Origin of the sequence: Algoriphagus aquimarinus (genome assembly GCF_900112005.1) — a bacterium.
GTDB classification, from domain to species: Bacteria; Bacteroidota; Bacteroidia; order Cytophagales; family Cyclobacteriaceae; genus Algoriphagus; species Algoriphagus aquimarinus.
Genome location: NZ_FOKK01000005.1, coordinates 249,253 through 262,385 on the forward strand (window position 1 = coordinate 249,253; position 13,133 = coordinate 262,385).

Consider the following 13,133-nt stretch of genomic DNA (forward strand, 5'->3'; position numbering starts at 1 on the left):
CCGTCCCGTTTGGGGCGGCTTTTTTTGTTATTATAAAATCTTAAATACTTATAATAAGCATTCAATAAACATTGTCTTAGTTATAAATGAGTATATAGTTATTAGGACTTTCGCTCTAAATCCATATTCGAAATAAAATGTTAAAATCGTATGATTTCGAGAAATTTCTACTTTCAGTTCAGAAGATTGTCAAAATCTAGTAAAGGTTTAATAATCATGATCTAAAATGGTTTGCTGATCTAATTACTTAACAAAAAAAATATGATAAGATTGTGATTTTCTCAGAAAAAATACTTTTATGAATTTTGATAGAGATTTGTTTTACATAGCTTTATACCCGTAAAGCACTTTGTGTGTTTATTTGACACAATAACTGACGCGTTAACTGAAACGAGCGTCATTATATGCCCCAGCTAGCACATATTATAGAACAACCTTTACCGATGATTCAATACAAGGATCGGGGTATGACGCTTGGCGTTAGATTTAGTTTATTGTTAACCTTAAATTACCAGCTATGAAAAAAGTTTTATCAATTGCTTTTGCTCTGGGTTTTATGCTATGTGCAGTGCACTTAGTACAAGGTCAGAGTAGAGTCTTGAAAGGAGTAGTGACGGCAGCACCAGATGGATTGCCTATGCCGGGTGTCACCATCCTTGACAAGAGTAGTAAGACAGGTACTACCACCAATGTGGAGGGAGAGTATTCTCTGTCAGTAGGTCCAAATTCAGTTTTGGTTTTTTCTTTTATTGGTTACTCTTCTCAGCAGATTGAAGTAGGGAATCGTACCGAATTAAATGTATTGTTAGAGGAAGATGCTAGTGAGCTTTCCGAAGTTGTAGTGACTGCTTTAGGTATTAGCAAGGATAAAGAGACCTTAGGTTACTCGGTGACTCAAGTAGGTAGTGAATCCCTTACTACTGCACGTGAGACTAACGTTGCTAACTCTCTAGCTGGCCGAGTTGCTGGTTTGGTAGTTAAAGGAACCAATAGTGGTCCAGGCGGAACGTCAAAGATCACATTGAGAGGTTTGCCAAGTATCAGTGGTACTGGATCTCCTCTTTATGTAATTAATGGTATTCCTATGGATAACACGCAAAGAGGTTCAGCCGGTCAGTGGGGTGGAGCAGATGCCGGTGATGGTATTGGTAACCTTAGTCCAGATGATATCGAAACAATGACTGTGTTGAAAGGCCAGGCTGCTTCGGCTCTTTATGGATCCAGAGCTTCCAATGGTGTTATTTTGATTACTACCAAAAAAGGAGCTAAAGGTGGCGATTGGTCTTTGACCTATACTATGAACGTAATGGCTGAAAATCCAGTGGATTTCACAGATTTTCAAAATGTATATGGTCAAGGTGTTGGAGGGATGAAGCCAACAACAGCTACTGATGCGCAAACATCAGGTCGTTTAGCTTGGGGTTCCAAGATGGATGGTAGCTCAGTTATTGGTTTTGATGGAAATCAGTATCCTTATTCTCCTTCTAATGATCGTTACATTGACTTCTACAGAACAGGAACGAACTTCACCAACACAGTATCTATCTCTAAGGGATTAGGTAGTGATGGATCTTTCAGAATGTCTGTTTCTAATCTTGATGCGAAATCAATCGTTCCAAACAGTGGAGTAGATAGATTGTCGATAAATTTGAACGTAGAGCAGAACATTACAGATAAGTTCACTGTGACTGCGATGGTTAATTACACGGATCAGCAATCTACCAATGTTCCGAACTTAAGTGATGGACCTAAAAATCCAAATAACTTTTTATTACTAGCTCCAAACATTCAACAAAGTATTTTTGCTCCTGGTTATAATCCGGACAATGGTGCTGAGACGGTGTTTAGTGATGATATCTATGTGACTAACCCTTATTTTATATCAAATCAAGGAGTAAACGATATCGGAAGAAAGCGTACTATTTCTGCTATATCAACTAAGTATAGCTTTACGAAAGATATCTACGCGATGATCCGAATGGGTAATGACGCTTCCAATGATGACTTTTTCGGTGTAGATCCTTCAGGGCTTGCATATTCTGCAAACTTACAAGGAGGTCTTAGTGGAAGAGGTCAATCTACTAGATCAGAAACAAACATAGACGGAATTTTAGGTGCTAACTTTGATTTAACAAGTAAGTTGAATCTGGATCTATTGGCTGGTGCGAATAGGAGAAATAATAAATTTGAGTCAGTAGGTGTAGGTGGAAGCCGTTTCGTGATTCCTTACTTGTATTCTCCATTTAACGTGGAAAATTTCTCAAGATCTTATGGATATAATGAGAGAGAAGTTCAATCTGCATACTATTCAGTTGGTATCGGGTATAACAACATCTTAACTTTGACCACAACGGGTAGATATGATGTCTACAGTACATTACCTACGGATAACAATAGCATTTTCTCTCCATCAGTGGCTGCAGCATTTGTTTTTGATCAGTTGATCGATATGCCGGCACTTGATTTTGGTAAGTTTAGAGCTTCGTATGCAGTTACCAGTGGTGAGCCATTTGATGCATATCAAAGTACGTTCTACTACAATTCTGCAAACTCTTACAATGGAGTGCCAGCAGGGTCTTCTCCTACATCTCTTCCTAATCTGAACTTAAAGCCGTTCACTACAAGTGAGCTTGAGTTAGGTTTGGATCTTAGTTTCTTCAATAACCGTTTAGGTTTTGATATAGCTTACTATGAGAAAGAGACGCATAATGAGATCATGAATGCCAATTTGAGTATTACTTCAGGTTTCAATAGCTCAGTAGTTGCAACTGGTTCTACTAGTAACAAAGGACTTGAAGTGTTGGTAACTGGTACTCCAGTTCAAACGCCAAACTTCTTCTGGAAGACTTCATTCAACTTGTCAAAAGTGAAAAATGAAATCCTAAGCACTGATCCTAATAATAACCCGATCAATTTGGGACAAAATAGAGGAACGCTTGGTAATGCAATTACTGCTTACGTGGTAGGTGAATCAGGCCCTCAGATCAGAGCATATGATTATGCTTATAATACGGATGGAAGCATCAAGGTAAATGAGGCCGGACTTCCTGTTCGTGGTGAATTAATCAACATGGGTACAGTATTACCTACACTATATGGTGGATGGAATAACGAATTCAACTACAAAGGTGTTTCTTTCTCATTCTTGATAGATTACAACTATGGTAATAAAGTTCTTTCTGCAACTGAGTTCTACTCCATTTTCAGAGGATTAAATCAAGTTACTCTTGAAGGAAGAGAATCCGGTGTGACAACTGGTGGTGTAACTGCACCTGCACAAGCCTATTACCAAGCTTTGGCACAAAATGTAACAAGCACAAGTGTTGTTGATGGTGATTTTATTAAGTTAAGACAGTTGACTTTGGGCTATACTTTCCCTGCTAAATGGTTTGGTAATACTCCGGTCTTGAAAGGTTTGAGTGCATCTCTAGTCGGTAGAAATCTTGGCTTTATAATGCGTAAAGCTAAAAATATTGACCCTGAAGCTAATTTTGGTTCTAACATTAACTACACAGGTATTGAAGGTGGTAACCTTCCTAGCACTAGATCTTTTGGTTTCAACCTTAATTTCAAATTGAATTAATATGAAAAAATATATAAGCATATTTCTTACGGGCATTTTATTAGCCGTATCCAGCTGTGACGGGGATTTCGCCGATATCAATACGGACCCAAATCGTGCGTCTGGGGATGTCTTTGATCCTAATTTGATTTTGCCTACAGTTTCCCATAACTACGGGAACATGATGACCGGCTACACGGGAGCTATTCTATTCCAAAGTATGTGGGTACAAGTAATGGCTTCTACTTCAACAGGAGGAGCAAATTACTATTCCAATGCAGATAAGTATGTAGCGTCTGGAAGTACAAACAGTTATATCCAAAGTGTGTGGAATGACGGATATTCTACTGCATCTAGAGTTTATCAAATGCAAGCTCTTGCTGAGAAAAAAGGCTTCACCAACTTAATTGCGGTGGGTCAAATCTGGAAGGTACTTACTCTTTCCTTCGTATCTGATGTCTATGGAGATCTTCCTTATAGCGAAGCATTGAAGGCAGAAGCTGGGATTACTCAGCCAAAATACGATTCTCAGTCTGAAGCCTATATGGCTATGCTTGCTGATCTAGAAAGCGCTCTTAGCTCTATCAATACTTCAGGAGATCCAATCAAGAATGATGTGCTCTACGGTGGTGATTTAGCTAAATGGAAGAAGTTAGGCTATTCTATTATGTTGCGTATGGCAATGAGATTGGTGGATGTAGATGCAAGTACTTCGAAATCATATGTACAAAAAGCTATCGCAGGTGGTGTATTTGCTTCGCCAGCAGATGAGGCAGTTTTGGTTTCAGATCAAAGTAATGGCTACGCCAATTCAAGTGCGAACGCGCTGAATGTAGTAGATGATGTGTACGAAGTTCGTTGGTCAAAGAAATTGATTGACTTCTTGAAATCTAACAATGATCCACGTCTATCTATTATAGCTGAAGTTCCTCCTGCAGGACTTGCTGCTAATAAAAGTGGTAGTGTTGTAGGTAACAATGATCCAATGGTTCAAATTGGTTTGCCAAATGGTTATGATTTGAAAGGCGGAGCTACTGATGTAACTAAAGAGCCTAATTATCCAGGTCCAACTGGCGCTGGTGTAGATGTTGCTCCGATCGGAGCATATTCTAGACCAACAGCTGTTTACAGAGATAGAAATGCTCCTGTGTTTATCCTTACTTATGCAGAGATTCAGTTATTGCTAGCTGATGCTGCTGCTAGAGGTTATTCTGTGCCAAGTTCTGCTTCAGCTTATTATGCTGCAGGTTTGGAAGGTGCTTTGACTACTATCGGTAAATTTGGTGGAGCGAGTGTCTCTGCAGCTGTAGCTGCTGATTTTGCGGCAGCTAATCCGTTGGATACTAGCAGTCCTGCTGCATCATTGAAAATGATTAATGAGCAAATCTGGGCTACTACTGGTACACTTGCAAACTTTGTAGAGTCTTGGAACAACTGGAAGAGATCAGGTTATCCACAATTAACTCCAGTTAATTATTCAGGTAACTTCTCTTCAGGTCAGATTCCTAGAAGACAACTTTATCCATCTGGTGAAAGCACTACCAACCCACAGGGATTGGCTAATGCAATTTCTAATATGGGTGGAGATACTTGGGTGAAAAATGTGTGGTGGGATAAGTAATATTCCTTCACTAGATTAAACTATAGAAAGAGGTTTCGATTAAGTTCGAAGCCTCTTTTTTTATGTCCAATTGCCAAGTTCAGGAAGTGAATGGAATCTTATTATTAGGACTATATTATTCTATGAACTGAGTATAAAGATCACTAGGGCGTAGTACATCAAGTATCATTGGAATTGATACTAAATCTTTGATGAGATTGAAAGTGACAGTTCCATCCTTCTCTTCTTAAATTTAGGTATTCTTTCCGTATAGACACAAAAGAATGATTGCTCCTTTTACCTGGAACGGATCATTAAAGAGTAATGGCGTCCTATAGATAGCTGTAAGGTTGAGTGTACTTTTTATCAGGTTATTTCCCAACTTTCTCCCATATCATATCACCAATCTTTCCTCCTTGCTTAACACCTTCTTCTATGGCATCCCGAAAATGAATTCCTCCGTAAAGCCTGGAAATAGCAGCTTCTTCTGAAGCATATAGAAAGGAAGGAAAAGGTCTTTCTGGTAAACCGAAATAGGTTTCTGAGCTGTCAATAAATTCAAAATTGTCGCCAAAGTATCCCGTTAAGATAACTGCCGAAGCTCGGCTGATCACCGAGTGCCCTGAGGTGTATTCTGGAAATGGTGGAGTTTGTAACAAAGGTCTCCAACGCTGGTCCATTTTCTGATTGATTACAGTCTCAGGACGGATTCTGTCAGTTTCGTATTTGGCTTTCCAGCAGGAAATAAATGCATCGTGAAGCGTCATTCCCACCAATGCATGGATAAAAGCAGTCTCTTGAAAAGATAGTTTTGCTTTTTGCGCAGCAATTCCGGTAATGCCAATCCAATGACCTCCAGGGGATATTTTCTTTACTCCTATGGCCATATGGCCTGAGAATTCCACTTTAAAAGGATTGCAATCCCAGAAGTTGGCTATCAACTTTTGCTCATCACTCAATTCATTTGTCGTAGTATAGACTTCCATCAATTGATTGTGAAAGGAGCTCCCATCCGTCATATCAAAAGGAGCCATAGGTGCTGGTGAGTAGTTAGACAGGTTGGTGATGAAAAAAGGCTTAATGGTCTTCCATTCAGGTTCTACAGCAGCAATGTATGCTGGAGGAGTCGGATACCAGAAACCTTCACCTTCTTGAGGGGAATAGCGCGTAAGAGTGGATAGCTGTAAGTAGCCGTCCTTTTTGGCAATGTCCATTACTTTGGAAGCAACTGATTCAGCGAAAGCTATGTGGGCTTGGACTTCCTTTTTAGAAATCACTTTCTGTTTTGTGGCAATTTTTATCCATTCTGCCTGCTTTTCTTTCAAAAGATAACCAGAAGGCATAATAGCTTCTCCGACTTTTAGCATAGCGTAAATAGCAGCAAATTCTGGTGAGCTAATCCTTGTTTCAGATATGTCCCAATTCTGTATTGCCAAATAGCTTTGATCCAAGATGTCGTTGTATTTAAAACCCTTTCCAGATTCTTTTGTGATCAAATAGGCAGCTAGATTGGAGTAAGCATAAATTCTGGCGGCAACGGGTGGGCTAGCCACATCTGTGACCATCACTTCGGTAATATGAAAAAGTTGCTCCGAATAGACCTTGGGCCAGTTGACATCCTTTGGTTTAGCCAAAGAAGTTTGCATGAAAGTGCAAATAAGAAGTAGTGACGTGACGTATGTCTTTAAGGGTTGACTCATCTTATTGTATAGCTTTCGAGCTTTTGTTGATTGATTCCAAAAAGTAGTTGGATTCCTGAAGCTGTTCTTATCGGTAGAATAGATTTGATATCGCCTTTGATGGCCAGGCCAGATTCCGAAGGGCTGAGCGGGCTAAAATTACCTTTACCATCGCCTATAAGTACTAGACCGAGACCTGCATCCATCAATCCAATTCGAATTCGTGTGTAAGCTTGGTTTCCGCCGAGTATCAAATCCATGTTACCATCCCTATTCAGATCGATTGGTAGAATACTATATACAGGAAATGACTGGGCCAGTCTAGGAAGTGGCCTAGCTATAAAACCGTCTTCGGTGTTTTCTAGCACCATTGACTCCAACGTGTTCGCTTCCAGAATCTGTGATTTCTCCAATTCTTGGAAAGAGAAAAGGTCGGTCATGGTAGCTTTCGAGTAGGAAGCATAATCGGTGAATCGACTTCTCATACTTGCCATCTGATCTAGCAGTTCATCGCGGCTTGGGTAAGGATACATTTTGTCCCCCACGAAGCATTCCAGGATCGGGTCGATTGAACCATTTTGATCAAAATCTGCCGCATAGAGCCGAAGTTTTTTATGCTCATTGGCTTCAAATTGGGAATTGAGGCCGAAATTTCCAACGATCAGATCTAAGTCACCGTCACCATCTATATCCGATTTTTCCAGAGTATTCCACCAGCCTGAAAGCTGGGAATTGAAATAAACGGAGGTTTTGTCTGTTAACGATGAACCGGTGTTGATCAAGGCTGTGATCGGCATATATTCGCCTACTAGTACTAGATCCATCTTCCCATCTGCATTCAAATCAATAAGTTCAGAGGAAGTAATCAAGCCTATTTTTCCAGCCTTAGGTAAATAAGTGCTTGTCTGATCTGTGAAATTCCCCTTCCCGTCATTAATCAAAAGTTTGCTTTCTGGGATTATAGGATAACGTCCAGGTATCAATCTAGCTCCAACAAACAGATCAAGGTATCCATCTCCATTTACATCAAAAGCTTCTGCAGTACCAGTACTGAATTTGTAATCTGGAAATGATGATTGTCGTGTTAGTTTGCCTGTGCCATCATTTAAATAGAGCCTGTCCTGAAGGGATTCATCGGAACCTAGATAATCGTGGTATCCACCGCTTCCTACAAATAAATCCTGCTTTCCATCTCCATTGAAATCTTCGAAAATCGCGATTGCATCAGTAAACTCTTTGGAGGATCTAAAACCTGGGTAGTCCTGCCAGCTTTCATTTTCAAACGACACTATTTTTCCAGTTTGCCCTTTTGAACCTCCTATGAAGACTTCTGGATTTCCATCTCCATCCAAATCTCCTTGAGATAAAATCGGACTGATGTAGCTCGGCATGGTAAGCATCAGAGGCTGGCGCTTAAAGTCATTAAATTGATTAGCGATAGGAGAGAAATCTGGGGCGAAATTACTTTTGTTCAGTAAAGGGATTGGTTTCGATGTAGCTAGCGAGCCTTCTGAACTGTCTTTTTGGATTGTGAGGTGTTGATTTGCAGGAATGTTTTCGAGGAATTGAATAGTGCCGTCGGGCCAGATAACTTGAATCGAAGGAACTACTGAAATGTCATTCAGACCAAATTGAAGTCTGGGGCTTACCGAAGATTGAAAACCTCTAACTGGTTGTGCTTCTAGCGTTTGATTTTCCTCGCCAGTAAACACTTCAACTTTTGCTCCAACGGCAAAGGTGTTTTTGGATTCCTCTTTGAGTGTGATTTGTAGCCAATTCTTTTTAGCGCTTACATTTTTATAAATAGAAGCCGGTTCATTCAAGTTATTGACCACCAAATCAAGATCACCGTCATTATCCAAATCCGCATAGGCTGCACCGCTGGAAAATCCTTTTTCGTCAAAGCCCCATTCGATGGATCTGTCTATAAAATCAAGGTTTCCCGTGTTTTCATAAATGTAATTGTGAATCGGGGTCGATGTCATGGTAGTTACTAGATGAAGGGTGTCCGCTTTTTCGTTGGCAATTGCCTGCTTGAAATAATAGTCCCCTTTATACTTTAGAAAATCCCGGTTGGTATAGTCCCGATAGTAGCCATTTGAGATGAAAAGATCCTTCTTTCCATTATTTGTTGCATCAAAAAACAAAGCTGACCAGCTCCAGTCACTATTGGAAATATTTGCAAGTTGACCTACTTCTGAGAAAAGCCCATCACCTTGATTTAATTGAAGCATATTTCTCATACTTTGATGATGAAAGCCTTCTTTGATCATCAAGGCATATTGCTCGTAATTCTCCGGCCCATAGAGAAGCTTTTGTCGCTCGTTGTCCTCCGGAAGCATATCCAATGTATAGATGTCGGGCTTGCCGTCATTATTCACGTCTGAGATATCAGCACCCATTGAAAAGTGAGAAATGTGCTGAAAATACTCCTTCATGCGATCCGTAAATGTACCGTCGCCATTATTGATATAGAGATAATCAGGCTCTATGTAGTCATTGGTGATTAAGATATCTGGCCATCCATCTTGATTGATATCTGCCGAAACTATGCCTAAACCAAATCCCAAAGCAGAGCCTAAAATGCCTGCTTCTTCGCTGATGTCGGTGAACTTCCCGCCATCATTCCTGAAAAGTTTATCACCAGCATAAGGATGTCTGATTTTTTTTACTTCATTAAACTCAAGTTCATTAATGGCCTGAATATGATGATTGAGCAAGTACATGTCTAGGTCTCCATCCTTATCAAAATCAAAAAATAAGCCCTGTGTGCTATTGGAAGGATCAGCTAAGCCGTATTGTTTTGCTTCATCTTTGAAGATGAAGTCTCCCTGATTGATCCATAATTCATTCGATCGTAAGTTCGGTTCACCTTTACCTGAATAGCAAACGTAGATGTCCAACAATCCATCACCGTTTACATCGGCCATGCTTACGCCGGTAGTCCAGACGTCTTTCCCGCTTACACCTGCCGATTTGGTTTTGTCTTCAAACTTGAAGTTCCCCAGATTCTTATAAACTTTATTGGAGCTCATGTTTCCGGTGAAAAACACATCTTCCAGCCCATCATTGTCCAAGTCTCCAACGGCTACACCACCTCCATTATAGAAGTATTCATAGCGTAGGATATTGTTTTTCTCATCTTCTTTCAGCTGGTTTTTAAAAGGAATCCCTGATTTTTTATTTGAGATTTTTTCAAAATTTCCAGAGGAAGATTGTGCTACAAGAGTGTTTTCCTGATGAAGAAATATGAGAGATCCTAAAAACAGTAGTATTGCTGTTTTGGATTTGATAAGGTAGCACATGGACTTATATAAAGCTGAGATTTACCCCAGTCGATTGATTACATCTTCGAAGAGCTGTTCGTTTACAACGGCGACACCACCCAAAAGGCCAACATCTTCACCTAATTGATACAGTACGAGTTGGGACTTTTCGCGTGACTTGGCCATGCTGTAGATATTCAAGGCCTGTTGAATCGGAGTGATCAAGTATTGATTGGCTTCGGCTACAGACCCACCGATGATGATCAACTCAGGGTTGAGCACTTGGATCAGCATGGAGATTCCTCTTCCAAGATCCAAGCCAGCTTCGGATAGAATGGTGATCGCTCGCTGGTCACCAGACAAAGCGGCTTCTACCACAAGACTAGGCTCTATACTGCTTTCCTGGTTTCTCGCCATTCGGGCTAGTATGCTGTCTTTATCTAGCTTGATAGCTTCCTCCGCCATTTTGACTATAGCCGTTCCGGAGGCTACAGCCTCCAAACATCCTTTTTTGCCGCAAATACAGGTGACATCTCTGGATTCGAAAATAGGAGAGTGGCTAAACTCACCCGCGAAACCAGATCCGCCTTGGTAAAGTTTGCCGTCTATGATGATACCAAGTCCGATTCCCCAACCTATGAAGAGTCCAAGGACATTCTTGTAATGATGATCAGTAGCGAATTTGAATTCCGCTAAGGTCATGGCGCGGGCATCATTTTCCAGGAATATTTTTTTAGAAAATCTTGTTTCCAGGTTTTCAAGAAGCGTGTTTTTGCCAAATCTCAGGTAAGTATAATTTACTCCCCCGATGGAATCGGTTAAGCCAGGCATGGAGAATCCTATGGCAATTACTTTCTCCTGAGGAATTCCAGTTTTGATGAGGTACGCTTCGATTAGCTCGCAGATATGGTCAAAAGTCTCCTTCTCGTTATCTAAGCTAATTTTATGGCTTTCTTTTTCTGTTTCAATAGTTTGATTGCAGGAATAGAGCGCGAGGTTCATGTTGAACTTAGAAAGATCCACAGACAGCACGTAGAATGCATCGGGTGCAAGTCTGTACAGATCAGGTTTCCTGCCGCCTTGGGATTCGGCACGTCCCTGTTTGATTACTTCGCCACTTGTCATCAGGTCTCCCAATAGTGAATTGACTGTCGGTAAGGATATTCCTACTTCAGCACAGATCTCACTTGCAGTGTTGGCGCCTTTGGCGTAGAGGTTCTTAATAATCTTAATTTTGTTGAGGTAGCTTTTGATTTCTACCACTCCGTCCATTTTATCGATTACCTGTTGAGGGTTTATTAGATGCATAGGTTCAAGTTGAGCTTGAATTACGGTAATTTTTAATTTTCAAAAAATACTTTTCAAAAAAAATAAGGTAACCGAAGCCTATTTGTTGAGATATAGAGTAATAATTAGATGTTTATGACCTGTTTTGATAAAATAATTTGAATTCAAGGAGATTTATGAGGAGTTAAAGCATCTATTTTGATGGCTTTGACTTTTAGAATAGCTTAGCTGTTGCTGTATTTTCTGCTCATTTTGAACTCCAAAGATTTTTTCACCATTTGCCATTCAGAGTTTAAAATAGAGAAAACTACCGTGTCTCTCAGGCAACCAGTACTGTCGATTATGTGATTTCTCAGTACCCCATCTTGTTTCGCTCCAAGACCTAGAATTGCATTGCGGGATTGCATATTGTGCCAGTTGGTTCTGAATTCCACAGCGATACAATTCAAATTCTCAAAGGCGTATTTCAATAATAAATACTTACACTCCGTGTTTGCTCCTGTTCGTTGATAGGACTTGGAATACCAGGTAGTGCCGATTTCTAAATGCCTATTTGCTGCTACTGCGTTCATGTAGCGTGTAGTTCCAATAACTTTGTTCGTCATCTTTTCTACTATCACAAAGGGTAAGGAAATATCTAACTCAAACTCTTGGAGAGCTTTTGATATATAGGCTTCTACGTTTTCCGGCTTCGGGGCAGAAGTGTACCAAAGTTCCCATAGGTTGCCATCCTTTACTGCATGAGTTAATTCATTGGTGTGATCTAGAGACATGGGTTCTAATCTAACCGAATTGCCTTCCAGGGTTAATTCTTTCAGCCATTTATCCATATTTTTTGAGTGTTGTGTGGAGGAAAAAGTTTCGTGAGTTAAATCTTTTGCTAATTAGCCTATGATCTTATTTGATCAAAATTGACGAGCACTTAGATTGAATTTCTTGCATTTTGGCAGCATATCTTATGCCCAGCACATGGTAGGAATCCGAGTCGAAATGAGTGCTATCACCTTTGTGATTCAAGTTTTCTGAAGATACTAGGCCAATGCACTGTTGAGAAGCTGCGATTTCGGCAATTATATCATTGATTTGTTCGGCATAGGTGGCTTTAGGATAGAAAAAATAACCGATTTCTCCCATGACGATCGGAACAGATTCAATGCCGAGATCCTGTTTCATGGAATCCAGCATGGCTTCGAATTTTTGCTTGTAGCTTTTCATGTCAAGTTCAGTATTTGAGTCAGATTCACCTTGATGCCAGAGTATCCCTTTTAACGTTCCCTGAGTCATTGCTGCTTTAGCTCGCTTGATCATGTCATTATAGGGATAAGTATTGGTTTGCTGAAAAAGTGAGTCTTGGTACCAATGATTGATCGAACTTCCACCCACTGCCGCGGGGATCAGTCCGATTTTTATATCTCTACCTGCATTGGCCATGATTTTCCCAAAAGTCAAACCTAGTCCAACTCCTGCCGCCGACTTATCGAAGTGCATAGGATCTCTTGCCAACTCCCAGTTCAGGTTTTTGTCCAACATCATAACTCGAGGATGAGTAAGTGTATCGAGGGATTGCACTTTGCCTCTTCCTGCCATATTCGATTGGCCCATGAGAAGGTAGAGATGAAAGTTTTCTTTTGAGTCAGAGTTGTTTAGGTCTCGACTAGAAATACTTTTTCCGCTGGTACAACTTAAACTTAGTAAGCAAAGTAAGAGAACTCCTAGGTGATGTGTTTTCATGTGGCTAA

7 protein-coding genes are annotated in these 13,133 nt (G+C 40.3%); 2 read left to right on the top strand and 5 right to left on the bottom strand.

All coding sequences use genetic code 11. From position 1 onward, the window contains the following. The first annotated feature begins 517 nt into the window (after positions 1-517). Complete coding sequence (locus BM291_RS08720; RefSeq protein ID WP_092896344.1) at positions 518-3,583, top strand: SusC/RagA family TonB-linked outer membrane protein; 3,066 nt, start codon at positions 518-520, stop codon at positions 3,581-3,583. Between the two features lies 1 nt (position 3,584). Beyond that, complete coding sequence (locus BM291_RS08725) at positions 3,585-5,183, top strand: SusD/RagB family nutrient-binding outer membrane lipoprotein (RefSeq protein ID WP_092896346.1); 1,599 nt, start codon at positions 3,585-3,587, stop codon at positions 5,181-5,183. 350 nt (positions 5,184-5,533) lie between these two features. Here BM291_RS08725 and BM291_RS08730 read toward each other — a convergent pair whose 3' ends face one another. The 5 genes from BM291_RS08730 to BM291_RS08750 form a co-directional block, all read right to left on the bottom strand. After that, on the bottom strand, positions 5,534-6,808 hold the full coding sequence (locus BM291_RS08730) for a vanadium-dependent haloperoxidase (protein WP_245786812.1): 1,275 nt from the start codon (positions 6,806-6,808) through the stop codon (positions 5,534-5,536). 50 nt (positions 6,809-6,858) lie between these two features. After that, positions 6,859-10,146, bottom strand: coding sequence for a VCBS repeat-containing protein (locus tag BM291_RS08735; RefSeq protein ID WP_092896350.1), 3,288 nt, complete (start codon positions 10,144-10,146; stop codon positions 6,859-6,861). Between the two features lie 21 nt (positions 10,147-10,167). After that, positions 10,168-11,415 (bottom strand): ROK family transcriptional regulator, encoded by a 1,248-nt coding sequence (locus tag BM291_RS08740; protein ID WP_092896352.1) that lies wholly within the window; start codon positions 11,413-11,415, stop codon positions 10,168-10,170. Between the two features lie 203 nt (positions 11,416-11,618). After that, entirely contained in the window at positions 11,619-12,224 is a 606-nt protein-coding gene (locus BM291_RS08745) for a GNAT family N-acetyltransferase (protein WP_092896354.1), read from the bottom strand. Between the two features lie 67 nt (positions 12,225-12,291). Then, positions 12,292-13,125, bottom strand: coding sequence for a sialate O-acetylesterase (locus tag BM291_RS08750; protein ID WP_092896356.1), 834 nt, complete (start codon positions 13,123-13,125; stop codon positions 12,292-12,294). Between the last annotated feature and the right edge of the window lie 8 nt (positions 13,126-13,133).

What these genes read in the sequence shown, in the direction of transcription:
- BM291_RS08735 (WP_092896350.1), bottom strand. Translation starts at nt 10,146, where the DNA reads ATGTGCTACCTTATCAAATCCAAAACAGCAATACTACTGTTTTTAGGA.
- BM291_RS08750 (WP_092896356.1), bottom strand. Translation starts at nt 13,125, where the DNA reads ATGAAAACACATCACCTAGGAGTTCTCTTACTTTGCTTACTAAGTTTA.
- BM291_RS08725 (WP_092896346.1), top strand. Translation starts at nt 3,585, where the DNA reads ATGAAAAAATATATAAGCATATTTCTTACGGGCATTTTATTAGCCGTA.
- BM291_RS08720 (WP_092896344.1), top strand. Translation starts at nt 518, where the DNA reads ATGAAAAAAGTTTTATCAATTGCTTTTGCTCTGGGTTTTATGCTATGT.
- BM291_RS08740 (WP_092896352.1), bottom strand. Translation starts at nt 11,415, where the DNA reads ATGCATCTAATAAACCCTCAACAGGTAATCGATAAAATGGACGGAGTG.
- BM291_RS08730 (WP_245786812.1), bottom strand. Translation starts at nt 6,808, where the DNA reads ATGCAAACTTCTTTGGCTAAACCAAAGGATGTCAACTGGCCCAAGGTC.
- BM291_RS08745 (WP_092896354.1), bottom strand. Translation starts at nt 12,224, where the DNA reads ATGGATAAATGGCTGAAAGAATTAACCCTGGAAGGCAATTCGGTTAGA.